Annotated in this window: 16 protein-coding genes; 5 read left to right on the top strand and 11 right to left on the bottom strand. The window is 49.1% G+C overall.

What is annotated here, in order from left to right; all coding sequences use genetic code 11:
* Positions 1-157 precede the first annotated feature (157 nt).
* From Q0991_RS18360 to Q0991_RS18330, 7 genes are all read right to left on the bottom strand, one after another.
* A complete protein-coding gene (locus Q0991_RS18360; RefSeq protein WP_299491117.1) occupies positions 158-1,081 on the bottom strand; it encodes an ABC transporter permease in 924 nt (307 codons plus the stop codon).
* Positions 1,082-1,087: 6 nt separating this feature from the next.
* Positions 1,088-2,020, bottom strand: coding sequence for an ABC transporter permease (locus Q0991_RS18355; protein ID WP_299491115.1), 933 nt, complete (start codon positions 2,018-2,020; stop codon positions 1,088-1,090).
* Positions 2,020-3,786 carry an ABC transporter substrate-binding protein gene (locus Q0991_RS18350; RefSeq protein ID WP_299491122.1) on the bottom strand — a complete coding sequence of 589 codons (1,767 nt, stop codon included), beginning with the start codon at positions 3,784-3,786 and terminating at the stop codon, positions 2,020-2,022. Before Q0991_RS18350 ends, Q0991_RS18355 begins: the two co-directional genes overlap by 1 nt.
* 239 nt (positions 3,787-4,025) lie before the next feature.
* Positions 4,026-4,709 carry an SIMPL domain-containing protein gene (locus Q0991_RS18345; protein WP_366525010.1) on the bottom strand — a complete coding sequence of 228 codons (684 nt, stop codon included), beginning with the start codon at positions 4,707-4,709 and terminating at the stop codon, positions 4,026-4,028.
* A gap of 244 nt (positions 4,710-4,953) precedes the next feature.
* Entirely contained in the window at positions 4,954-6,741 is a 1,788-nt protein-coding gene (gene aspS, locus Q0991_RS18340; RefSeq protein ID WP_299491110.1) for an aspartate--tRNA ligase, read from the bottom strand.
* 273 nt (positions 6,742-7,014) lie between these two features.
* On the bottom strand, positions 7,015-7,221 hold the full coding sequence (locus Q0991_RS18335) for a hypothetical protein (RefSeq protein WP_299491108.1): 207 nt from the start codon (positions 7,219-7,221) through the stop codon (positions 7,015-7,017).
* 55 nt (positions 7,222-7,276) lie between these two features.
* Positions 7,277-7,933: a DUF1361 domain-containing protein gene (locus Q0991_RS18330; RefSeq protein ID WP_299491106.1), complete on the bottom strand. Its 657-nt coding sequence runs from the start codon at positions 7,931-7,933 to the stop codon at positions 7,277-7,279.
* Between the two features lie 75 nt (positions 7,934-8,008).
* Here Q0991_RS18330 and tsaB point away from each other — a divergent pair, with 75 nt between their 5' ends.
* Entirely contained in the window at positions 8,009-8,674 is a 666-nt protein-coding gene (gene tsaB / locus Q0991_RS18325) for a tRNA (adenosine(37)-N6)-threonylcarbamoyltransferase complex dimerization subunit type 1 TsaB (RefSeq protein ID WP_299491104.1), read from the top strand.
* Between the two features lie 89 nt (positions 8,675-8,763).
* On the opposite strand, the gene tatA is transcribed toward tsaB, so the two are convergent.
* Both tatA and psb27 read right to left on the bottom strand, forming a co-directional pair.
* Positions 8,764-8,928 (bottom strand): twin-arginine translocase TatA/TatE family subunit, encoded by a 165-nt coding sequence (gene tatA, locus Q0991_RS18320; RefSeq protein WP_299491102.1) that lies wholly within the window; start codon positions 8,926-8,928, stop codon positions 8,764-8,766.
* A 23-nt stretch (positions 8,929-8,951) separates the two neighbouring features.
* A complete protein-coding gene (gene psb27, locus Q0991_RS18315) occupies positions 8,952-9,362 on the bottom strand; it encodes a photosystem II protein Psb27 (protein WP_299491100.1) in 411 nt (136 codons plus the stop codon).
* Between the two features lie 132 nt (positions 9,363-9,494).
* Here psb27 and cbiD point away from each other — a divergent pair, with 132 nt between their 5' ends.
* The 3 genes from cbiD (at position 9,495) to Q0991_RS18300 (ending at position 12,810) form a co-directional block, all read left to right on the top strand.
* Complete coding sequence (gene cbiD / locus Q0991_RS18310; protein WP_299491098.1) at positions 9,495-10,643, top strand: cobalt-precorrin-5B (C(1))-methyltransferase CbiD; 1,149 nt, start codon at positions 9,495-9,497, stop codon at positions 10,641-10,643.
* Positions 10,644-10,788: 145 nt separating this feature from the next.
* Entirely contained in the window at positions 10,789-12,414 is a 1,626-nt protein-coding gene (gene guaA, locus Q0991_RS18305) for a glutamine-hydrolyzing GMP synthase (protein WP_366525009.1), read from the top strand.
* Between the two features lie 84 nt (positions 12,415-12,498).
* Positions 12,499-12,810: a hypothetical protein gene (locus Q0991_RS18300; RefSeq protein ID WP_299491096.1), complete on the top strand. Its 312-nt coding sequence runs from the start codon at positions 12,499-12,501 to the stop codon at positions 12,808-12,810.
* 60 nt (positions 12,811-12,870) lie between these two features.
* Here Q0991_RS18300 and Q0991_RS18295 read toward each other — a convergent pair whose 3' ends face one another.
* Positions 12,871-15,090, bottom strand: coding sequence for an ATP-binding protein (locus tag Q0991_RS18295; protein WP_299491094.1), 2,220 nt, complete (start codon positions 15,088-15,090; stop codon positions 12,871-12,873).
* Positions 15,091-15,404: 314 nt separating this feature from the next.
* On the opposite strand from Q0991_RS18295, the gene cobN reads away from it, so the two are divergent.
* Positions 15,405-19,205 carry a cobaltochelatase subunit CobN gene (cobN, locus tag Q0991_RS18290; protein WP_299491092.1) on the top strand — a complete coding sequence of 1,267 codons (3,801 nt, stop codon included), beginning with the start codon at positions 15,405-15,407 and terminating at the stop codon, positions 19,203-19,205.
* 30 nt (positions 19,206-19,235) lie between these two features.
* On the opposite strand, the gene Q0991_RS18285 is transcribed toward cobN, so the two are convergent.
* Positions 19,236-23,837, bottom strand: coding sequence for a G8 domain-containing protein (locus Q0991_RS18285; RefSeq protein ID WP_299491091.1), 4,602 nt, complete (start codon positions 23,835-23,837; stop codon positions 19,236-19,238).
* Between the last annotated feature and the right edge of the window lie 34 nt (positions 23,838-23,871).

Raw genomic sequence — 23,871 nt, 5'->3', positions numbered from 1 at the left:
TTGCTTACGCAAAACAGGTCATCAGTTCGAAAATTTTTGGGATGCGGTGGATCATGCCTTCAGAAAAGTGTCCTAACCCAATCTTTGATTGCTATATCAGGTTTAAAAGCCAATATTTGTGGTCAGATAGATAAAAACCCGAAACCAGTTGATAATCCTAAGCCTTTTGAACGCCTGTCGCTTGTCCCTCAAATTGAGCATCACCTTCTGCCACCTCGGTTGACCCTCGCAATTTAGGATCTAATGCATCTCGCAGGGCATCACTGACTACGTTAAGAGAATAAATCAGCAGAAACATTGCTAAAACGACTCCCGCTAAAGGCCACCATATCCCTTGAACTAGCTCACCCTTCGAATCAGAGATCATTGACCCCCAACTATCACCACTTTGAATTCCAACCCCTAAAAAGGTCAAAATCACTTCTGACTTGATTGCGCCTAGGATTTGAAGAGATGCACTAATAACGGCTAAATGGAGAACATTTGGAAGAATATGACTGAAAATTATCTGTATGTCATTTGCCCCAACTACTTTAGCGGCAGACACGTATTCTAAACTGCGTGTTTTCAGCACCTCACTGCGAATTAGTCGGCATAACCCGACCCAGCCCACTAATCCCATGGCTAAGCAGATTGCAATCAGTCCCTTGCCAATGACATAAGAAATAGCAATAACCATCAAAATATAGGGAACAGAACTGATGACTGTATATAGCCAAACCACCGCAGCATCAACATAGCCACCATAGTAACCAGCCAAAGCGCCCAATATGATACCAATTGGCACAGAAATACTTGTTACGACAAAGCCAATTAAAATCGCTGTTTTAGTTCCTGCCAATATTTTGTAAAGAACTGAGTAGCCAAAAATATCTGTACCAAAAATCTTAGCAACACTCAAAGATGGCACTTCATATCCATCTCCAACCTTGACTCGATAATCTGGGAGCAAATTAAAAATCCCCAGTAGAGCAACCAAAATATAAACAGCAATAATACCTAAGCAAATCAAGACTAGCTTGCGACGATATAGTTTCTGTGCTGCTTCCCAGTAAAGACTATTTAATTGAATAAATGGCATAACGTTCTAATTTAATTTCACCCGTGGATCAACTGCAGCAATTAATAAATCAGTGATTAGATTAAAAACCGAATAAAAGATGGTGATATACATTGTCATTCCTTTTAAAACTGGAAAGTCACCATTATTAATGGCAGTAATTAATAAGTCTCCTATTCCTGGAATACTGAAAAACCGCTCCAGTAGGAAAGCTCCTAAAATCAAAAAAGGAAGAGCAACAACTGTGAACGTCAAAGTGGGAATCATAGCGTTTTTGAGAATATGAACAAATAGAACACTCCTCTCTCTCACACCCTTCGCACGGGCAGTGCGAACATAATTAGCCTGCATCTCGTTAAGAAAAATAGTTCGGTATATACGAACATCTGGGCCAATAGAGACCAACAAAATGATCAACCATGGCAAAGCTAAGTATGGAATGAAGTCCAAGCCTTGTGCATAGCCAAAGATAGGAAATAAATCCAGTTCAAAGGCCAATAAATATTGCAATGCAATGATATAGACCAAGTAGGAAAAGCTCATTGAGAATAAGGCAATTGCAGTGGCAGACTTATCAATCCATGTGTCTCGAAAATAGGCAATCATCATTGAGATTGAGATATTGATGACTAATCCCAACACAAAAGGCGGTAGTGTTAAGCTCAAAGACACTAGTGCCCCACTAGCAAAAGCATCACTGAGTTTATCGCCTGTCACATACGATACGCCAAAATCAAAGGTAACAATCTGCTTTAGAAAGACTAAGAATTGCTGCCAAAGTGGCTTATCCAAACCCCAAAGTGCTTCCAGATCGGCAATCGATTGCTGCGTCGCATGCGGTCCTAATGCCACTCTCACGGGATCTTCTGCAGCAACTGAGAAAAGAACAAAGATCAGAACTGCCACCCCCAAAATAGTAGGAATAATATAGAGAAGGCGGCGGAAGACATAGCTCAGCATTATCTCAGCCCTTGAGACTTAGCTTGAGTATCTATATCTAAAAACTTGAATTGAGACCCTAACATCAAATTCCGTTTCATATTCAACAACCATTTTTGATGCATGCCCACCGCAATCGGAGACGAAGTCAACACTACGGGTACATCTTCAGTGACGATTGCAGCCATTTTCTCAATGATCTGATTCCGCTCTGGACCAGGAGACATCTGGCGCATCTGTTCATACAGACGATCGAATTCTGCATTTTTATAGGAACCAGCATTAGGTCCAGGCGCTTGATTAGGTCCATATAAAAGCTGATAGAAGTTCTCTGCATCTGGGTAGTCTGCACGCCATCCTCCACCAGAAAGTTGAAAATTACCATCTTCCTTTCGTCGCAGAAATTCAGAGAAGGTAAAAAACTCAGCCTTAAGATTAATGCCTGCTTTTGCAAATTGTGCCCGCATAAACTCGTAGGCTTGCCGAGTATCAGAATCTGTCGAGCCATAAAGCATCACTAAAGGAGGTAGACCTTTACCATCGGGATATCCAGCTTCTTTTAATTTCTCTTTCGCCTTTTGCAGATTGTGAGAATACCAGTTAGTTTTAATTGATTGCTGACTACCATCAATGGGAATAGGAACAATGGTCTGTAACGGCGTACCTCGGCCATTGCTCATTTTGTCTATAAACTCAGGGACATTGATGGTGTAGGCTAAAGCTTGACGCAATGCTTTATTCTTCCCCAATAACTGATTCTTCCAGTTAATAGCAATAAAAGACGATGATAATGATTCAACCCAATAGAGTTCGAATTTTTTAGCAAACTCGTCTTTGAGATGGAACCCTTTATCATCTTTGTAAGCCATATTCGGGAAATTATTCCGATCTAACCCAATCCAATCTAAACCTCCCTTACGGAATTGGAGCATAGCGGGTTGGGATTCTTCAATCAATGGCAGCCTAATTTCATCAACTAAAGGTAATTTTTTCCCTGCGCTTGCTAATAAACCTTTCTGCTTATCCTCTGCCTCGCCTTCAGTGGGATAAGTTCCGTGGTAGTTAGGGTTTTTCTTGAGCACCATTACCCCTCGACGAGGGTTGTCAGCTAGAATAAATGGCCCTGTACCCACTGCATGGTGATTGAGTTTATCCCCATACTTATCAACTGCTTCTTTAGGAACAATAGCTAAGGCTTCTGAGGCAAACGACATCAAAGTAAGCGGATCGGGTTTACTCATCACAATCTGAAAGGTGTGAGCGTCAATTTTCTTGATCCCTTCGACTGATTCTTTGTCGTAATCTATGTTTTTTTGTTGACGGGTTTTTTCACGAAAAGCGTCGAGCCCTTTGATCCGATCTTGAAGGAGGACTGGATAGCTTTGTGGATTTACATTAACATCAGCAAATCGTTTTATAGAGTAAATGACGTCATCTGCTGTCAATTCTCGACCTTTACCGTCAGGGAAACACGGATCATCGTGAAACTGGATACCCTTACGAAGGGTAAATGTATAGGTGAGTTTATCTGCTCCCAGTTCAGGCATTTTCTCCACCAAGTTGGGCGCTAATTCGTAGGGGCGCTTGAGATAGTGGTATTCGAGGAGCGGATCATAAACATTAGCAATGATATTGGCTGAAGCCACGTCAAATTGTTTAGGTGGATCCAGACTTTTATAGGTATCGCTGCGAAAATAGTTCAATACTTTGACATCAGTATTGCCCACTCCATCACGTGGGCGACACCCTAGCGGCACTGCCACCGTTGCAATTAGCAAAGCAGACATCACCAATTGGGGTGTTTTTTGCCAGATTGAAATTTTCTGTACAGCCATAGTTGCGATAACGCTACATAAACGACAAGCCCATTAAAGGGAAAGCATCAAACCGTTGAGACAAGATTAATGGGAAGTTATGGTTTGATCAAATCTGGGTGGGGGCATTAGATCGTATTGTGGCACCAATGCCCAAAATCTGCGTTCTACTGCTAGGAGGTCTCGCCAGCGACTAGCGGGGCGTATGAAGCTTAGTATCTGATGTGTAGGGTGACCGCAGCTCGGACAGATTGTTCACCACCCACGACCGGGGTTGAGGCAGACTCAGATCTCAGAACCGTTGCTTGGATCGGAATCGGGGGTGGGGCTGGGGCATTGGCCCGATTGATTTGGATACTGATCACATCTTTGGGAGACAGGTTCAGCGTAGATAACACGGCCCTAGCTTGAGCTTGAGCATCTTGAGTGGCTTGGGTTAAAGCTTGCTTTTGGGCGGCTGCGATCGTAGCGTCTGCCGCCACAAACGAAACGCGATCAATCCGTGACGCTCCGGCTTTGACCGCATCATCCATCAGAGGACCGGCTGCCTCAATATCAACCCGGAAGCTGACAATATTGCTGCCTTGATAGCCCACCAGTCGTCGTTGGCCATTGTTGTAGCTATAGTTCGGACTCAGGTTAATCCCTGTTGTTTCCAGCTTCTTCACCTGGCGAGACTTTAAGAGAGAGACCACCGCAGCAGAGCGGCTGGCAACTTGCTGTTGGACAGCCTCGGCGGTTTTACCCTGAACCTCCACGCCCAAGCGGACCTGAGCCTGGGTGGTCTGAATATTTTCGATACCTTGCCCAGTCACCGACAGCACACGATACTGCATTTCTGAAGCGGTCGGTGTCTGGGGTTGAGCTTTTATAGGCAACGATAACCCCAGCAGCATAGTCAACCCCAATATGCCAGATCGAGCCGTATGACGGACACAGTAACCTGGGTGAGCAAGACAATGGATTTTCATAGTGTTAATTCAGTTAAGGGATCGAAGCAGGCGGGTGAACCATTAAGAGTTGGAAATCATCCAGATATCGGTGTTTCTGGTTGAGTTGTCTCCCAATAAGCCCTTAAGGTTCCTTAAACTCTGACCTAGTACCACAATCACCCCATCGGGGACGGTTATCGACCTCAATTTACTGATTGGGTTCAGCTGTGGACTTGATGTGCAGCTCTTTCAGTTGTCTTGGATCGACTGATGAAGGGGCTTGGGTCAGCAAGCAACGAGCTTGCTGGGTTTTGGGAAAGGCAATGGTGTCACGGATGGACTCTTCGCCACTCAGCAGCATCGCCAAGCGATCAATGCCATAGGCGATGCCGCCATGGGGGGGTGCGCCGAAGTTAAAGGCATTGAGCAAGAACCCAAATTTATCCTGGGCTTCGTCCGCCGATAAACCAATGGCATCAAATACTCGCTGTTGTAGGTCAGCTTGAAAAATCCTCAGACTTCCCCCGCCAATTTCCAGGCCGTTATAGACCAAGTCGTATGCTTGGGCACGAGCGGTTTTAAGGTCGGCTTCATCCTCAGGATAGGGAGCTGTAAAGGGATGATGGAGCGCTTCCAAACGCTTTTCATCGGCGTTCCACTCAAACATGGGGAACTCGGTAATCCACAGCAAATCGATTCGGTTTGGATCAATCAGATTCATTTCTGCTGCCAACGCCAACCGCAGCCGAGAGAGAGAGGCATTGACAATTGCTGTGGGACCTGCCCCAAAGAGGAGGAGATGGCCGGGTTTGGCTCCCGTACGCTCTAGTAGTTCTGCCGTCTGCTCTGGAGAGAGATTGTCCTTAATCGCCCCAATCGTATCTATCGCCCCATCGTCTTTGACACGAATATAGGCCAGACCTTTGGCGCCACCTGCACTGGCCTCAGAAAACAAATCGCCACCGGGTTTGATGCGAACGTTGGAAATATTGGCATTGCCATCGGGAATGGGCAGGACTTTAACTTGCCCCCCTTTTTTGATCGCCCCTGAAAATACCTTAAATCCTGAGTCAGCGAGCAAGTCAGAGACATTGACCAATTCCAGGCCAAATCGAGTATCCGGTCGGTCCGTACCGTACCGTTCCATCGCCTCGATGTAGGTCATTTGCGGGAAGGTCTGCGGTAGATCAATCTCTTTGAGGGTCTTGAAGATATGCCGCATTAAGTCTTCGTTGAGCTGGATGATTTCCGCTTGGGACATAAAGCTCATTTCCATATCCAACTGCGTAAATTCTGGCTGGCGATCGGCCCGTAAGTCCTCATCCCGGAAACAACGAGCAATTTGGTAATAGCGGTCAAACCCAGACACCATCAACAGTTGCTTAAAGATTTGCGGTGACTGGGGCAAAGCGAACCATTCGCCTGGATTGGCTCGACTGGGAACCAGGTAGTCCCGAGCACCCTCGGGGGTAGAGCGCGTTAAAACGGGAGTTTCAATATCAATAAAGCCTTGCTGATCTTCCAAGTAGCGGCGGATGGATTGAATCAGTCGATGCCGCATCATAATGTTTTGATGCATGCGATCGCGTCGCAAATCCAAATACCGATACTTGAGACGCAGCTCCTCTTTAACCGATTCCACATCGGCAGTCGAGACCTGAAAAGGCAACTGCTGATGAACCGCATTTAGTAGCTCAATCTGATCGGCGTAGATCTCAATTTCTCCTGTCGGCAGGCGCGGATTTAAAGAATCATCAGGACGACGACTGACTTCACCCTGGATGCGAACGACATATTCGTTGCGCAGGGCATCCGCTTGGGGATAGGCATCAGGGGTTCGTTCCGGATCACTGACAATTTGGACGATACCGGTGCGATCACGCACATCTAAAAAAATCACTCCCCCATGATCGCGACGGCGGTCTACCCAACCACAGAGGGTTACCCGTTCACCCACATGATCATTTCTTAGTTCACTGCAATAGTGGGTTCGCATACCTGATTGATCCAGCTCCCGCTTTAAACAACAATATTTCCTCCACCAAGGAGAAAGTTATCCTTGCACTTTGGCAAACTCACCCATTATCGCAGTTAATACCCTTGGATGTAGATCTAGGGTGCAATCAAGATCCGATAGATCTTTAGGACCGCCCATCTTTGATCAAGAAGGACGCTCAATATCCCCAACAGAGTGTATGTCTAGCTCTGAGCCGAAGATTAGTTGGTAGCCCTTTAAAGCAGCAGTTTATCTACCCGCTTATGCCCAAATCTATGGCGATGGGTTTGTATCTTGATTCTCTTCAGAGGGAATGGGAGCCCGTTCAACTAACCCCATTGTGAACGCCTCATCTGGCAAATCACTGACTTTATAGCGCCCGGGTTGAAACATCCGACTCGGAGTCAGACAAAGTTGCTTCAAAATCACAATCTCATTCTGCAAAAAAGCATCACGAGATAATCGGCGTTCTAAGGGCATCACTCATCCTTTCCATTGGGGGTATGCCACCATTCTGGCATGGTCGCACCTACCCTCAGAGCAGATCTTGATCGGAAAACAGACCTTGGTTAGATTGGCGGACATGCCGAAACCGTAGCACCAGCCCTAGGGTGATCTGCTTCATTATCCAATAAAACAGGATTAACACGAGTACAGTAATCGAGATAACCACAATCGGGAATTTCGAGGTGAGTTCATTGAGCGTGACCAGGAGGACATTTTGCGGGTTAGTGATCAGGTCCCAACTGTTAAAGCGGATAAACCGTCCTAGATAAATGCCAACCGCACTGAGAATATGCACCAGGATCTCTGCCCACTTTACATACTGGCCCGCACCTTGCTTTTTGAGATAGTGCCCTTGATTAATCAAAGAGATAACATAGGCTTCAAAGCCAGCCAGAATGGCAAAAGTGTGCAGCGGAATAAAGAACAGAGTCACAATCCAAACGGAACGAGTATGGCGAGCCGCACCAATTAAATGAATAATGTCCGTGAGTAGATAGGGTGCATTGGGTAAAAACGCAATAAACACAATCAAACCAATCCACCACACCAGCGATCGTGATCGTGGCGACCATCGAAAGAGCCTAAAGCTTAAAGCCATCGGAATAAAGGCTAGAAATAGATTCCAAACAATCCAGCCACTATAGCCGTTAAATTCTCCTAAATACTCGCCCAAAATGCGTTCCATATGCCTGCCGTGGTTGCCCTATCTGCCGCTCAAAGGTTGTGTAACTATCATCCCCTGCTTTACTAGAATGAGAAGGTGATCGTTATCACGAAGTTCCATATGTATGCCCTCGGCCTTGATACGACTAGCGCTGCTTTAACGCTAGGCCTCTCCAATTTTGACCAGATCAACCGCTATCAAACTTGGGATTTAGGCCGAGATATCTCTATCCACCTCCACCCATATTTAGAGACATTTCTCGGATCTTGCTTATGGACCGATCTGGAGTGGTTGGTGGTTGCTCAAGGGCCGGGCAGCTTTACGGGGACCCGCATCGGTGTCGTCACGGCCCGCACCTTAGCTCAACAATTACACATTCCGCTTTATGGGGTTTCGACTCTCACCGCCCAAGCCTATGCCTATGCTAGTTGTTCATCTAAGGTCCATGGTGGGGAACGGATTGCTGTAGAATGCCCGGGTCAACGCGGTTCCGTGTATGGCAGTCTCTTTACTTGGGACCAGTCGAATCGGGTTTTGTCGACCGATAAGCCGCTTCAATATGTCGATCAAGAGGTTTGGCAACGCCTCTTATCGACAGAAAGGATTCACCACCATCTTTTCCCTGGCACCCCAGAGCCAGAGCATCGTTGCCAGGCCATGATTGCCTTAGCTCATCAGCAATGGCAGGCGGGTCGGCCATCCTCATGGCAAGGAGTGCTGCCATACTATGGCGCCCTTGCAGCAAGTCTCCCTTCCCACTAGGCGTGTAATCAGAGCCAAACTTAATCCCCCCTCCTAATTGATCAAAAGAGGGGGGATAGGCTGAATCACTGAGTCGCGGGTATGCTGATCTAGTCTTCGGCTGAGTCTTCTTCGGCGGCGTCTTGTAACTCTTCTTTAAAGCCCCTCAAGGATTTGCCTAGAGACGCTCCTAATTCCGGTAATTTCTTGGGACCAAACAGGAGTACTGCTGCGAGAGCAATCAGTCCAACTTCCAACCAACCTAGACCAAACATGCACAGAGTCCTTCAAGTGAGCGTTAAGCAGCAGATTCGCGTTTGAGGGCAATCTTAGCTTGTTTGAACTCCAGTTCCAACCGATCCTTGAGTCGTTGAGGTAGGGGGCGGTTGGGATAGGATTTGTAGTGTCCAGCAATGCCATTGAGGGCAGTAGCCATGGTCATAAAGGAAGCAGACCCAGCTAATTGGGGCTTCCGACGATACCGAGATACATATTCACTGATGAGAGCGCCAGCGGCTGCTTGGTTTTCTGCCTTGTTGGGATCATCATCAGGCAAGGTGATTGCATTACTGAGGTTGTCAATCACGTAAATGGTGTCTTGCTGATAGTCACCCGATAGAAGGGTCTCAGGGGAGAGAAGCGAGCAACCAGTTAGGAACATCGAGGCTACAAGCATTAAGCTGAGTAGACGGGAGACAAAGCGCTTCATAATGATTATGGGATCTCGTATAACAAAATAATGATGAGGGATCGTGATTGACTTCGGTCTGTCAAAAAGTCCCCAGTTTTAAAGGATAAAACATTACTGTTCTGAATGCTCTGGCAAATCGAGCATTTCTGCATGTCAAACCCGCCCCCCCGCTCTGGCTATACTTTACCGGTCTTTGCTTGTGCGGCTGCGATCGCAGCTTTGCAACATCTTTACGACGCCAAGCCCCGATCCCAAGTGACGTTGAACTTGGTCAAGCCTCAGCAGTGGGTAGAGATTCCCATTGAACAAGTCTCCAGATTGGGACCGAGCCAAGCCTTAGCCATCACCCGCAGCGATCCCGGCGATAATTTGGACTTAACGCGACATACTCCGATTTGGGCTTTAGTAGAATGGGCGGCCCCTGACCAGGCAGAACCCATCCTTTTAAAGGGAGGAGAAGGGATTGGATTCAACCAAAATCAAGGCAATCAACCGGCGATTTATCGCTATGCCCAACAGCTCCTAAAACAGAACTTGTCCCATCATCTAAAATCGGGCGATCGGATTCAGGTCACTCTTATCCTGCCCGAAGGACGGGCCTTGGCCGCGCGCACTTCCAATGCGGCGTTTGGGATTGTGGAAGGGCTATCCCTCCTCGGCACCTCAGGCATATCCCAACCTTTGAGTGCGCCCCAGCAGCTCGAACAATTTCGGTCGGAGCTGCGCCAAAAGGCGGCGGATCAGAAAAATTTAGTGTTTTGTGTTGGTGAAAATGGTTTGGATATTGCCCATATTTTGGGCATTCCACCTGAGGATCAGGTTAAAACGGCTAATTGGTTGGGACCGCTATTGGTGGAAGCAGGATTGCACAGTGTCTCTTCTGTGTTACTCCTTGGATATCATGGCAAGCTGCTGAAGCTGGCGGGCGGAATTTTTCAGACTCATCACCATTTAGCAGACGCTCGTCTGGAGATTATGACAGCCTATGCCGCGAAGGTAGGATTGCCTACACCTCAGCTCCAATCTTTATTGTCTAAAGCGACCGCTGAAGCAGCGCTGCAATTCTTAATGAACTTAGATCAGCAAAACCACAGTGGCTGGGTAGACAAGGTTTATGGGGCGATTACCGAAGGAATTGATGCGAGATCGCAAACTTATATCCAGACCCATTGCGATCGCACCGTCCAAGTCGGTTCGGCCTTATTTAACCGCAATCGTCAACTGTTTGCCATTAGCGCGTCTGGGAAAACTTTGCTCAAGCATTTTGTCACCACCCCCCAGATTGACCTAAACTTGTAAGAATATTTATAGCTATTTTTAAAAGCCCTACACTATATTCTTCAATCGCTAGTTATCCATATCTGGGTTCTAGGGTTTTCTAATTTTCTGGTTGATAACGCTTTATTCAAACCCTGCCCCTTCATCATCTATCGGGATATCTTCAGTGCCTTCTCAGACCCAGCAACCGACCTCTGTTCACCCCCAAGATTCCACCTTTGCCAAGACCCCAGTGGATCGGCAAATGATTGTCATTCTGGACTTTGGCTCACAATATTCCGAACTGATCGCTCGTCGGATTCGGGAGACCCAGGTCTATTCGGAAGTGTTGTCCTACCGGACTTCCATTGAGCAGATTCGACAGCTTAACCCGAAAGGCATTATCTTATCGGGCGGACCTAATTCGGTCTATGCCGACCATGCCCCCGCTTGCGATCCTGAGTTGTGGAACTTGGGGATCCCTGTTTTAGGGGTTTGCTATGGTATGCAGCTGATGGTCCAGCAGTTGGGTGGGCAAGTAGAAGCCTCCGATGCGGCTGAATATGGGAAAGCTTCCTTGATTATTGATGACCCCACGGATTTACTCACCAACGTCGACAACGAAACCACCATGTGGATGAGTCATGGAGATTCCGTGACCGCTCTGCCAGAAGGGTTTAAAGTCCTAGCCCATACGACCAACACTCCCCAAGCTGCGGTCGCTCATCATGATCGGCGGCTGTACGGAGTCCAATTCCATCCAGAGGTGGTTCACTCCCAAGGGGGACAGGCCCTGATTTGTAACTTCGTCTATCACATTTGTGAATGTGAGCCCACCTGGACCACGGAAGCCTTTGTCGAAGAAGCGATTCGCGAAGTTCGGGCCAAAGTGGGGGATAAGCGGGTCTTGCTGGCTCTCTCTGGTGGGGTTGACTCGTCTACCCTAGCTTTCCTTCTCCATAAAGCGATTGGTGATAACTTAACCTGCATGTTTATTGACCAAGGGTTTATGCGCAAGCTGGAACCCGAGCGTCTTGTGAAGCTGTTTAGAGACCAGTTTCACATTCCGGTGGAATATGTAATGGCCCGCGATCGCTTTTTAGAACGCTTGAATGAGATTACCGATCCAGAGGAAAAGCGGAAACGGATTGGCCACGAGTTTATCCGAGTCTTTGAAGAAGAATCGAAACGTCTCGGCCCCTTCGATTATCTGGCTCAAGGGACCCTCTATCCCGACGTGATTGAATCTGCCGACACCAATGTAGACCCAGCAACTGGCGAACGGGTAGCGGTCAAAATTAAGAGTCACCATAACGTCGGTGGATTACCCAAAGATCTGCGGTTTAAGTTAGTTGAGCCCTTGCGGAAGCTGTTCAAAGACGAGGTCCGTAAAGTCGGTAGATCCCTCGGATTGCCCGAAGAAATTGTCAATCGTCACCCTTTTCCTGGACCCGGCTTAGCCATTCGGATTATTGGTGAGGTCACCGCAGAGCGGCTTAATATTCTGCGCGATGCGGATTTAATTGTTCGTCAAGAAATCAATCGATCCGGGTATTACAGTGAGTTTTGGCAGGCGTTTGCCGTCCTATTGCCCGTGCGCAGTGTTGGGGTAATGGGGGACCAGCGCACCTATGCTTATCCCATCGTGCTGCGATTTGTTTCCAGCGAAGATGGGATGACAGCGGACTGGTCTCGGGCTCCCTACGAACTCCTAGAAACCATTTCTAATCGAATTGTTAATGAAGTTAAGGGAGTGAATCGGGTTGTCTACGATATCACCTCTAAACCCCCTGGCACGATTGAATGGGAATAGATCTCGCTTGAATCATTGCGTGATAGCCAAGCCTGCCCACAAAGGCCGATAATGGAGCTATTCAACACAATAACAAGTTAGAACATGACTAGTGGTGAACCCACAACACAATCGAGTGATGACTTTGAACAGATACAAAGCGTCGTTTATGCCCAGGCCCAGCGTTCCGCAGGAGATTCTACTGAACTATTGCAGCTGTTGCGCTTGTTAGAAACATTGCATCGGCGCATTCGGGAAGACTTATTTATCAAGACCCTCCCCACCAATCGCCAAGCTTTATACCTATTGCTCCGGGAAATAGAAACCGAGGGGGGATGGCCGTATATTCCTCGGATGCGGATAAAATCACTAATGGCTAATCTTTATGCTGAAGAGGCTTCCAAGGAACTGGAGTAACCCGTTCCGGTTTCCAGGGTTACTTTCAATGAACAGGGCAATGGCTTATTGGCAGAGTCGCTAGATTACAGAAGCCGATTTCAATAAAACATTGACCTTGCGTAATAGGTCTTCGGGTTGCAGAGATTTCAACAGATAGGCATCGGCGCCTAAACTTAAATACTGCTGATGATCTTTGGATACCCCTTCTTGAGTTAGGACGATAAGTTTGATTTGATTGGTGCCAGGAAGCGCTCTGAGACGACGGATCAAATTCAAACATCCTTGGGCAGGTAACTGAGCATCTACAATGACGGCTATGGGTTGTAACAATCGAATTTGGTCAATGGCTGCAGAGGCTTCAACCATCCAAATCACCTGATAATTGGCAGCCGTTAGCATATCGCACAGCAGCGTTGCATCCTCTTCATGCCCCTCTATCAGAACAATGCGTCCTTCTGATAAGGGCTGGGAAGAGGTTTTTTGTTGAAACAATGCCGATTGATTGGGAAGCTGAACCGTAAAGATCGATCCTTGCCCCTCTTCCGAACTGACATCGATCCAACCTTGATGCATCGTCACACATTGCTGAGCAAGCGCCAATCCTAATCCAGCGCCTTCATAGGTGCGATGATAAGACGCATCCAATTGCTGAAACTTTTCAAACAGGTGAGGGAGCTGACTGGGTGAAATGCCAATACCTGTATCTTCCACCTGAAACACCGCAGTATTGGTTTCTACCCATACTCGCAAGGTCACCTTTCCTGACATCGGCGTAAACTTAATGGCATTGTCAACTAGACTGATCAGAATTTGCTGAACTCGGCGTAAATCGGCAATAAACCGATCTCGATCAGGAGGAATCTTTAAGTTAGCCTTGAGCTGCACTTGATGGGCATCCGCCTTATCTCGCATCACTTGCAAGAGCTGTTGAATTAAGGTGGTGAGGGAAAACTCACTTAAGTTGAGCGTGGCCTTGCCCGATTGCACATGGGAGAAATCGAGAATGTCATTGATCAGCTCTAGCAAATGCTCACCGCTGTCATGAATAGTTTGTAAGCAACTCCGTTGTTTATCCGTCAGTGGCCCCAGAGACCAGCGTAACAGGGTGGCTGACATGCCAATCACGCAGGTCAAAGGCGTGCGCAGTTCATGGCTCATGGTTGCCAGGAAGTCGCTTTTAGCCTGATTCGCAGATTGGGCTGCTAGCAGTGCGGCATGGAGTTCTTGGGTTCGTTGAGCCACTTGCTCATCTAAGGTTTGCTTATGCTGTTGAACTTGATTCTGTAAATCAGCCTGATGAACTGCAATGGAGATATGTTCCGCAATTTGTTTAAGGAGATCTTGTTCTTGAACGTGCCATTGACGAGGCTGAAGGCACTGATGAGCCACTAACATGCCCCACAGTTCAGATTTGACCAAGATCGGGGTAACCAGCAATGCCTTTACTTGAATAGAGTCTAGAAAACGGGTTAGGTCCTTGGAGATAGCGTCATTTGAGTGAACATTGGGTACCGTTAAGGTATAGCCCTGCTGATACTTGAACAAGAAATCAGAAGTAGCGATGCCACCCAACTGTTCCTGCTCAGGTAATACAGACCGAAGCTCCGGAGAGGCCAAGGCTTCATGGATGACAGATCCCCTTGATGGCTGAGTAGTAAGCTGTTGAGACTCGGCATTGGCAATGGGTTCAGTCGGTCGCAATTGATAGATGAGTAGCCGATCCGCCTGGAGAAGATGGCGAGTCTTCTCCACTACCATCGCCAGAAGAGTGGTCAATTCTTCGCCCTGGCTGAGTTGAGAGATGATCTGCTGACAAAGGTGTTCCTGAATTGCAGGTTGATGTAAGGAGACCTCACACGTCAGGGAAGCAACCTCTGGTCTGGAGTCAGAATGCAACGCAGCGAGGGATAGCAGCGTAAACTGTCCCTGTAGTTTGGCATCATTGTTTTTGCGGGACTGGCGCTCTATCACCTCAGTCATTTGCCCTCGGAGTGGGGTATCTGCTGGACAACGTTGGTAGAGATGCTCTAGAAAAGCCGTAATCGCAGTCGGTTCAAACGTCAGCTTTAGCTTAGGGGTCCCACCCTCTGACATTTCATAAACTAAGGCACTAAAGCTTTTTGAAGTTAAGACGGTGAATCGTTGTGTTTTGTGAACAATTGCTTCTACCTCAAGATGGTTGAGGAGTTTGGCAGCACCAGGAATAAACCGCACCATATCGGCTAGAGATGAACTCAATTGCGGATATACGTGATGAGGCAATGTATGCTCAAATATTTCTGGTGCTGAAACAGGCATTATCCAGGCTCCTGCACTTGTATCCAGCTTCCCCCAGTAACGCCTGATGGCTGATCAAATAAGTGGATACCTTTCCGATGAAATAAACGGCCCTAAGCGGCTATCGACAGCCACCCACCTAAACCTACCGAGTAGAGATAAAATCATGACGGCTTAGTGCCATGACTAATCTGTTTCTATCGTGAACTCGCCTAGATTGGGGAAGTTCAACTGATTTCTTTAAGGCTTTCAATTATTCGCAATATTTGCGTAGAGTCCTTCGTAATCATGTCTATGGATCAGAGTCAAAGATCATTGATGGAGGGAGAAACGTTATGCATCGTCTGGCGGCAATGCCTGGAGGCTGGGAGGCAGGTTCAACGGAAGGTGTTATTTTTGTGGAGCAAACCCCAGCGCAGATCGGGGTGCTTACTGCAGCCGATACGGATATTCAGGTGCTAGCCCAGGCTCAAGGTCGATTGACCGATCAAGCTCCTTCTATCAGGGTCGCTAACTTATTGCAGCTCCAACAGCAACTCAGTATCGATCACTATGTGGAGTCTATTTTATCCCAGGCCCAGGTGATCATTATTCGGCTGTTGGGGGGGCGGGCTTATTGGTCCTATGGTTTAGAGCGGGTGAAAGAAACCGTTGCTGAGACGGGTGCTCATCTCTACGTTCTACCGGGAGACGATCGTCCCGATCCAGATCTAATCAGCCATTCGAACGTTGGACTGTCCGCGGTTCATCAGCTTTGGCAATACTTTACCGAAGGCGGAATTGATAACGGTGTCCAGAGTTTAAAGTTTATTGCTCATCGCCATTTTGAGGCGGAACTAGAACCCCTACCGCCTCAGCCGGTGCCCCGGATAGGCTTGTTCTCCTCCAGACAACTAAAATCGCCTATTCACTTGCAGCCGAGGGTGGGGATTCTCTTCTATCGGGCTCACTATTTAGCGGGGAATGTGGATGCGATCGCATCCCTATCCCAAGCCTTAATCCAGCACCATCTCACCCCCGTTCCCATCTTTGTCCAATCCCTCCAGGATCCAGCGGTGCAGGCGGAACTGGTGGAATTGCTCAATCCACCCAATCAGCCGAGTATCGATCTTCTGCTGAATACCACTAGCTTTTCCCTAGCAAAACTGGCCGCTGAAACCCTAAATCTGGAACTCTGGCAACACTTGGATGTTCCTGTCTTGCAGGTGATTTGCAGTGGGGGCACCGTCGAGCGATGGCAAACTCAACTTCAAGGTTTGGCTCCTCGAGATATGGCTATGAATGTGGCTCTGCCGGAAGTAGATGGTCGGATTATCAGTCGGGCCGTCTCCTTTAAGGCGGTCCAGACCTATAATCCCCAACTCGAAACCGACGTGGTCAGCTATCAGCCCGTGGCCGATCGGATTCAGTTTGTGGCGGCATTATCGGCGAATTGGGTGAAGTTGAGGCACTGCAATCCCGCTGAACGACGAATTGCCTTGATTTTGGCCAACTATCCCACTCGCGATGGACGGCTTGCCAATGGAGTGGGCCTCGATACGCCTGCCAGTTGTATGGCCATTTTGCAAGCGATGCAGATCGCTGGCTATACCTTAGCGGGACTCCCGAAAGACAGTGACCAACTGATTGAATGGCTGACCATGGGGGTGACTAATGATCCTGAAGGTTGGCCCTTGCGAAAGGTCTATCAGCAACTTTCTTTAGCGGATTATGAAGCGGTATTCGCTCAGCTCCCTTTGGTGGTTCAAGAACAGATGTGCGATCGCTGGGGGGCTCCTCGTCAAGCGGCCCCAAATGGTTTCTTTGCCATTGCTGGCATTCAACTTGGCAACGTGTTTGTCGGTATTCAGCCGGCTCGGGGTTACGATATCGACCCGAGTTTGAACTACCATGCCCCGGATTTAGAACCCACCCATGGATATCTAGCGTTCTACATTTGGTTACGGCAAGCCTTTCAGACCCATGCTGTAATCCATGTGGGCAAACATGGCAATTTGGAGTGGCTACCGGGTAAGAGCATCGCTTTGTCGGAGACTTGCTATCCCGAAATTGCCCTCGGTCCGTTGCCTCATCTTTATCCGTTTATCGTCAACGATCCGGGTGAAGGAGCCCAGGCCAAACGTCGCGGCCAAGCGGTGATTCTCGATCACCTCACGCCCCCTCTTACCCGTGCCGAACTCTATGGCCCCCTGCAAAAGCTGGAAGCCTTAATTGATGAGTATTACGATGCCCAGAGTTTAGATCCCAGGCGGCTGCCCGTGATCCGCGATCGCATCTTGGCTCTCGTCCAAACGGAACAGCTCGATCAAGATCTGGGAATGGCGCTTTCAAAAGACGATCCAACTGGCTTAGAAGCCTTACTCACCCAAGCTGACGGCTATCTATGTGAGCTCAAAGAGGCGCAAATTCGCGATGGCCTCCATATTTTTGGCTCCTGCCCAGAGCAGACGCAGTTACGGGACTTAGTGGTGTCGTTAGCCCGTCAACCCAGTCCTGATCATCAGGGCCTGACCCGGACATTGGCCCAGGTTTGGCAGCTAGACTTGGATCCCTTAACTGCCGATCCAGCCCAATCCCTGAACCCTGCCCAAAAGCAAGTTTTAGGCCCAGCCTCATTGCATATTGTCGGAGATGCGATCGCACAGCTAGAAAAAGAAGCAGCAACATTAGTCGAACAGCTCTTAGCCCCAGACCCCGTTGATCTTTCCCAATACGGTGAAGAACTACAAGCAGAGCTGACGTGGATTCACGACAGTCTACTGCCTCGACTCTTCCAAACCGATCAAGAAATGATCCATCTTCTGAGAGGGTTGGACGGGCGGTATGTTCCCAGTGGAGCGTCGGGCGCTCCGACTCGGGGACGACCGGATGTCTTACCCACCGGGCGGAATTTTTACTCCGTTGATATTCGGGCCTTGCCCACGGAAAGTGCTTGGGATGTGGGCCGCAAAGCGGCAGAGGTTTTAGTGGAGCGCTATACCCAAGATCACGGTGAGTATCCCCGCACCTTAGGACTCTCCATGTGGGGCACCGCCACCATGCGAACGGGCGGAGATGATTTGGCCCAAGCCCTGGCTCTTTTGGGCGTGCAGCCCGTTTGGGAAGGGCTATCACGACGGGTGATCGATTTTGAAATACTGCCCCTTTCTCTGCTGGGGCGTCCTCGTGTGGATGTCACCTTACGAATTTCAGGCTTTTTTCGGGATGCCTTTCCCAATTTGATTGACTTATTTGATCGAGCAGTAAATGCAGTAGCTAGCTTGGATGAACCGGATAACAATAATCCCCTCATCTCCCAAGTTCAGCAAGAACGGCAATATTGGTTGGCGGCAGGGCTGAGTGCCGAGGTTGCAGAAGTGCGATCGCGCTACCGTATCTTTGGCTCTAAACCTGGTGCCTATGGGGCAGGCTTACAAGGTCTGATTGAATCTCAAAACTGGACTGACGATCAGGACTTAGCCCGGGCTTATATGAATTGGAGTAGCTACGCTTATACCGCTCAATCTCCCCATTCACCCTCCAGTGCATCTGAGCAATTTGCCCCGGAAGCTTTTAGCCAACGCCTCAGCCAAATGCAGATCGTTCTCCATAACCAAGATAATCGTGAACATGATCTGCTGGACTCCGATGACTATTACCAGTTTCAGGGCGGCTTAGCGACTGCCGTGCGGGCGGTGCAGGGTCAGAACCCTGAACTCTACTTTGGTGACCATGCGATTCCCAGCAATCCTAAAGTCCGCAAACTCCAAGAAGAAATTGCCCGAGTCTATCGCTCGCGGGTGGTGAATCCCAAGTGGATTGCCGGGGTAATGCGTCATGGCTATAAGGGGGCATTCGAAATGACGGCGACCGTCGATTATCTGTTTGCCTATGATGCCACCACCCACTGTGTTGCTGACCATATGTACCAAGGAGTAGCAACCTCCTACCTATTTAATCCTCAGGTGCAAGCATTTATTCAGGATAAAAATCCCTGGGCCTTGCGAGATATGGCAGAACGCCTGCTTGAGGCTCATCAGCGGGGGTTTTGGCAGCAGGCTGAGGAAGAGACCGTATCGGAGCTGCGATCGCTAGTCCACCAAGCTGAGGGCATTATTGAGAACAAATCGTTGCCTCAGTATGATTCTCCCCCTTGATACGGCCCGTCCTAACTGGTTTGAGAAGCTTTAGACAAAGGAGAACGAACTGCTATTCAAGTGATTGGTATAGGCCACAATCGCAATAAGTTCATCCGTAGGATCTGAAGTCTTTAAGAAAATCGCCGTTCCTGCCTGCATCCCTGGCGGAGCTGCACCAAATCGATAGTCAGTGGCTTGCCCATGGAGCTGAATTTTGTCCCCTCGGGACTGATTAAACCCTCTAACCAGGGCATAATCCCCAGCGCCCAAAGTATTGTCTTGACCATCGTTGTAGAACGCCTGATTGGCATCTCCCAACACAAAGGTATTCATGCCAGTCCAATCCGTGAGGATGTCTTGCTCACCCAGCCCTGCTTGAGCTTGGCTGGCATTAACGCCCATTAGCCAATCATTGCCATCTCCACCATGTACCGAATCACTGCCTTGACCGCCAATCAGGGTGTCTTGGCCGCTATCCCCATAGAGCGTATCGTTGCCAGCATCGCCAGCTAGCCTATCATCCCCCTCTTGGGCAGAGAGCAAATCATGACCCACTCCTCCCTGAATGGAGTCATGACCTGCGCCACCCCCCAGGGAGTCTTGCCCCATCCCTCCATCGATCCGATCGTTGCCTGCCGCTGCCCAGATTTGATCATTGCCATCCTCACCCCAAAGGCTGTCATGGCCAGAGCCACCGGATAGATAATCATCGCTACGACCTCCCCAGAGGGCATCATTCCCAGCCTCGCCATACAGGCGGTCTTGTCCCATTCCCCCTCGGATCAGGTCATCGCCTTCATAGCCATAGAGACTGTCCTCGCCTTGGTTGCCTTCTAGGGTGTCATTCCCTTGGGCACCGTAAAGGGTGTCATTGCCATAGGAACCGAGCAGTTGATCATCGCCATGCCCGCCAAATAGGGTATCGTCACCCCCGTCGCCCAAGAGCTGATCCTGGCCATCTCCCCCGTTGAGGCGATCATCGCCATGCCCACCCGCTAACGTATCTGAATCATCGCCGCCACTGAGGGTGTCACCTCCTGCCCCCCCATAGAGGGCATCGTTGCCCACATCACCATAGAGGGTGTCGTTACCACTCTGCCCCCACAACTCATCATCCCCGGCTGCACCATTGAGGGAATCATCGCCATTCGCGCCTAGCAGTTGATCATCGCCAACGTCTCCATAGAGGGTGTCATCCCCTTCGCCCCCACTCAAGGTGTCATGACCTTCACCCCCATTGAGGTGATCGTCCCCCATGGAGCTGCCTAAGGAGTCATCTCCTTCTAAGCCATAGAGTCTGTCATTCCCCATCCCTCCCCAGAGGGTATCATTCCCGCCTCCACCATTGAGGGTGTCATCCCCATCATCGCCATAGAGGAGGTCAAGATCATCCCCCCCATAGAGGGTGTCATTCCCCTCTCGTCCAAAGAGGGTGTCATTCCCGGTGCCGCCGTTAAGCTTGTCATCGCCCAAGCCCCCATCGAGCCAGTCATCCCCTTCGCTGCCAAACAGATTATCATTCCCTGTTTCGCCTTTTAGACGATCGTTGCCAATGCCGCCCTGAAGGCTGTCATTGCCCCCGGCACCCCGAAGCGTATCCTGGCCATCCCGTCCCTCCAGATACTGGTTGCGATCGCTCCCTAGCATCCAGTCATCATCAGCGGTGCCGACCAGGGAGAAACGATTATACCCGCTCGGGATTGGCGAAGGGGTTGGCGTTGATAGCCCATCGCCAAATAACCTCACATCATCTAGGCCCACAAAATCTCCCGGGTCCTTTGTCCCTCGGGTATTGACCTGGAGCAGCAAAAAGTCATAGCCCTGCTGGAGATCAACGTTCCAGCGGAAGGATTGCCAATCAAAATCAGTACCGCCAAGGGTGACCTCTGTCAGCTTGACCCGATTCATGGGCAAGGTTCCTACTTTTTCCGGCCCAGTAGTTTGATACAGGGTATTACTGAACTGGCCATTGACGCCCCAAAGAGTAATGTCAATATCATTATTGAGTTTGCTGGATCCCTCTATGTTCTTGAGTTTGAGTCCTAAGGTTTGCTTACCCTGCCGCATCCGTTGGTCATAGACCACCTGGGCTAGTCCTGTGCCATAGTGATTGGGGCTAGATAGCACCGCCACTCCGTCACCCATCGAAGCATCTTGTTGAGCGCCCTCTGTGGCGAGCCAGCCTAGACCTGCCCCAGCACTGTTGGCTTTATAGGCCGCATCAAAGGGAGTCCCTTCACTAAAGTTGGCATTTGAAAACGGGTTCAGGTAGTTAGAAGCTTGAACATTGATGTTTTTTGTAAGGGCCTGGGTTGCCCCTTGATTGTCCCAGACGGTTAGGGTGACAGCTTGAGATCCTGACTGGCCAAAATGATGGCTCACTTGCCGCCCAAATTTATCGAGTTTGCCATCGTTGTTAAAGTCCCAACCGTAGGCTGCGATCGCATGACTGGCTAAATCTCGTGTGAGTGCCTGACCGTCTGGACTTAAAGGATCCGTATCGTAAGAGGTACCTGCATCAAACAATACCCCTAACCCCCCGATCATCCTGCTATCAAACTGAGCGATAGGCAACGCATTATTACCCGCATCAATAAAGCGAGTGTTGTTGATTTTCAGGTTCTGGGGGAAGTCATCGGGGCGAGCGTTATTTCCCCTGGGGGCTCCGCCAATGGCCGATAGATTGTATCTATTCTGGCTAAAATAGCTATGGTTGAGGGAAGAGGCAATAAAATCCGGGTGATGATTGGGGAATTCAATTTTGAATCCCTCATTAAACCCCTTAACCCGCAAATTGTTGAAATTGATATTAAACGAGGCATGGTTTTCGAAAATCCCTCGCCCTCGGGGTTGTTCCGGATTACCGAGAATCAAACCATTCTGGATATCCGTGTAAGAACTGTACTGCACCTTAACTCCCGTACCCCGAACTCCCCATACTTGAAAATCATCAATGGTCGAGGGTAAGGTGTGAGCCGTCCGAGGCGTAGGACTATCTAAAAGGAGCTGTCCATCAAAATTGGTTTTATGAGCCCAAAGATTAATGCCATCCCGGGTGTTATAGCTTTGAAATCCAGTCAATTGCCTCAGGGGGATATCGGTTACATCCACTTCAGTTTGGCCAGCGGGAGCAACTAACGTTTGGATAGCTGGAGGCAACAAATCGACGGAAATAGTTTCCTTATCCCGAAAATCCGTGTCGGGATGCAGGGTGTCCCCAAAGATCGAAATACCAGCATCATTCGCACTAATCGCAATATTGTCAGTCATGGCAACTTGGGCTGCGCCTTGAACCCAATAGCCTTCCCCCTTAAACCCAAAGTCAAATAGCCGCTCCCGAGTCTCGTGGGTTTGATTGATATTATTCCAGTCCACCCCAGTGGTTTTCAGGGTGAGATTATTGCGCCAGGCTCCAACTTCATTGCCAGATTCGGCAACAATGCCCGAGCCGACGACATCAAAAACGACATTGTCTTCCAGCACGGCATGGCTATCATGGTGGACAATTCCCCAGCCTGGAGAACCAACAACCGCATTCCCCCGAGCGATGGCAGGAGTACCGTTAATATCCTCCGCACCGGTTCGATGAAAGTGCAGGCCATACCGTCCCCGACGGTTGGTTCCCCCACCTGATGAGCCATCGACGTTCGTTCCAGGATCATCAACAACTTTGCTTTTATCCGAACGACCTAAGTCATAAAACCCAGCATGGGTGACCACCACATCGGGATTATGCATAAACATCACGTGAGCTCGCTGCTGGGTGGGAAGGGTTGCAGCATTCTCCGTTTCAAAGGTCACATTCCGGGTGGTGTTGGCTACATAAATCTGAAGCTGTTCCTGTTCAGCAACATCAGGGAACTGATGGTCAAACCGCAGGACCGTGTTATCACCAGCGGTAATGTCGTTATTGGTAAAGTAGACTCGATTGCCCTCAATACGGGTGATAGTCAGTTCCTCATCCTGAAATCGAGCATTATTGGCATCGGACTGGCCATACCGATAGTTAGTGCCTCCCAAGACGATCTGATCGCCGATCTGCCAACTTTTGGGGACATCCTTGAGCACCAGGACATTGTCTCCAGCATTGGCTTCTCCCTGTAGGGCTAGAAAGTCCGTTTTATCTGCACCATAGATTCTCACCTTGCCATGGCTGATCAGCCCCCGACTGAGAAGGGTAGGATCCCATGACTGATCGATAGCCCCGTCTGCCGTAAAGATAATTTGGGTTTTGATCCCCGCTTGGACCGGATTACGTTCTGATCCAATCATCAGCTCGCCGGAAGGGGCAACCACAAAGGTATCGACCAGCAACTTAGTATCCACATGATGGGCAAAGGTTAAGGCCCCATCTACTCGCAAAGTCTCGAGACGAGCATTACTGGCATCGCCATAGAGAACAGAGACCCCTTCCTTAATCAGCACATGAGCATCATCCGTTGGAATTTTGCCGCTTTGCCAGGTATTGGGGTCAAACCAAGATCCGTTTCTGATGGCGATATGGGTGGCTCGATCATGAGGCACTAAATCCAATAAGGCCATATGGGTGTGCTGCATCCCTGGATCATCTGGATGGGCAATAGGATGATGAACTTGAGGCGGATTGGAAAGGTCATGGGGCTGGGGAGTTGAGCTGTGATTGCCGGCCATATAATCTCTTACCGTTTCGGGTTCTATGGGTATT

This window comes from Acaryochloris sp. IP29b_bin.137 (genome assembly GCF_028285745.1).
In the GTDB taxonomy this organism is placed as follows: domain Bacteria; phylum Cyanobacteriota; class Cyanobacteriia; order Thermosynechococcales; family Thermosynechococcaceae; genus Acaryochloris.
Note: the sequence above shows the minus strand (reverse complement) of the source record. Positions and strands in the feature narration are given on the sequence as shown.

Bases quoted from the DNA above. Each gene is read 5' to 3' on its own strand.
- Q0991_RS18360 (WP_299491117.1), bottom strand. From the start codon at position 1,081: ATGCCATTTATTCAATTAAATAGTCTTTACTGGGAAGCAGCACAGAAA.
- Q0991_RS18355 (WP_299491115.1), bottom strand. From the start codon at position 2,020: ATGCTGAGCTATGTCTTCCGCCGCCTTCTCTATATTATTCCTACTATT.
- Q0991_RS18350 (WP_299491122.1), bottom strand. From the start codon at position 3,786: ATGTCTGCTTTGCTAATTGCAACGGTGGCAGTGCCGCTAGGGTGTCGC.
- Q0991_RS18345 (WP_366525010.1), bottom strand. From the start codon at position 4,709: ATGCTGCTGGGGTTATCGTTGCCTATAAAAGCTCAACCCCAGACACCG.
- aspS (WP_299491110.1), bottom strand. From the start codon at position 6,741: ATGCGAACCCACTATTGCAGTGAACTAAGAAATGATCATGTGGGTGAA.
- Q0991_RS18335 (WP_299491108.1), bottom strand. From the start codon at position 7,221: ATGCCCTTAGAACGCCGATTATCTCGTGATGCTTTTTTGCAGAATGAG.
- Q0991_RS18330 (WP_299491106.1), bottom strand. From the start codon at position 7,933: ATGGAACGCATTTTGGGCGAGTATTTAGGAGAATTTAACGGCTATAGT.
- tatA (WP_299491102.1), bottom strand. From the start codon at position 8,928: ATGTTTGGTCTAGGTTGGTTGGAAGTTGGACTGATTGCTCTCGCAGCA.
- psb27 (WP_299491100.1), bottom strand. From the start codon at position 9,362: ATGAAGCGCTTTGTCTCCCGTCTACTCAGCTTAATGCTTGTAGCCTCG.
- cbiD (WP_299491098.1), top strand. From the start codon at position 9,495: ATGTCAAACCCGCCCCCCCGCTCTGGCTATACTTTACCGGTCTTTGCT.
- Q0991_RS18300 (WP_299491096.1), top strand. From the start codon at position 12,499: ATGACTAGTGGTGAACCCACAACACAATCGAGTGATGACTTTGAACAG.
- Q0991_RS18295 (WP_299491094.1), bottom strand. From the start codon at position 15,090: ATGCCTGTTTCAGCACCAGAAATATTTGAGCATACATTGCCTCATCAC.
- cobN (WP_299491092.1), top strand. From the start codon at position 15,405: ATGCATCGTCTGGCGGCAATGCCTGGAGGCTGGGAGGCAGGTTCAACG.
- Q0991_RS18285 (WP_299491091.1), bottom strand. From the start codon at position 23,837: ATGGCCGGCAATCACAGCTCAACTCCCCAGCCCCATGACCTTTCCAAT.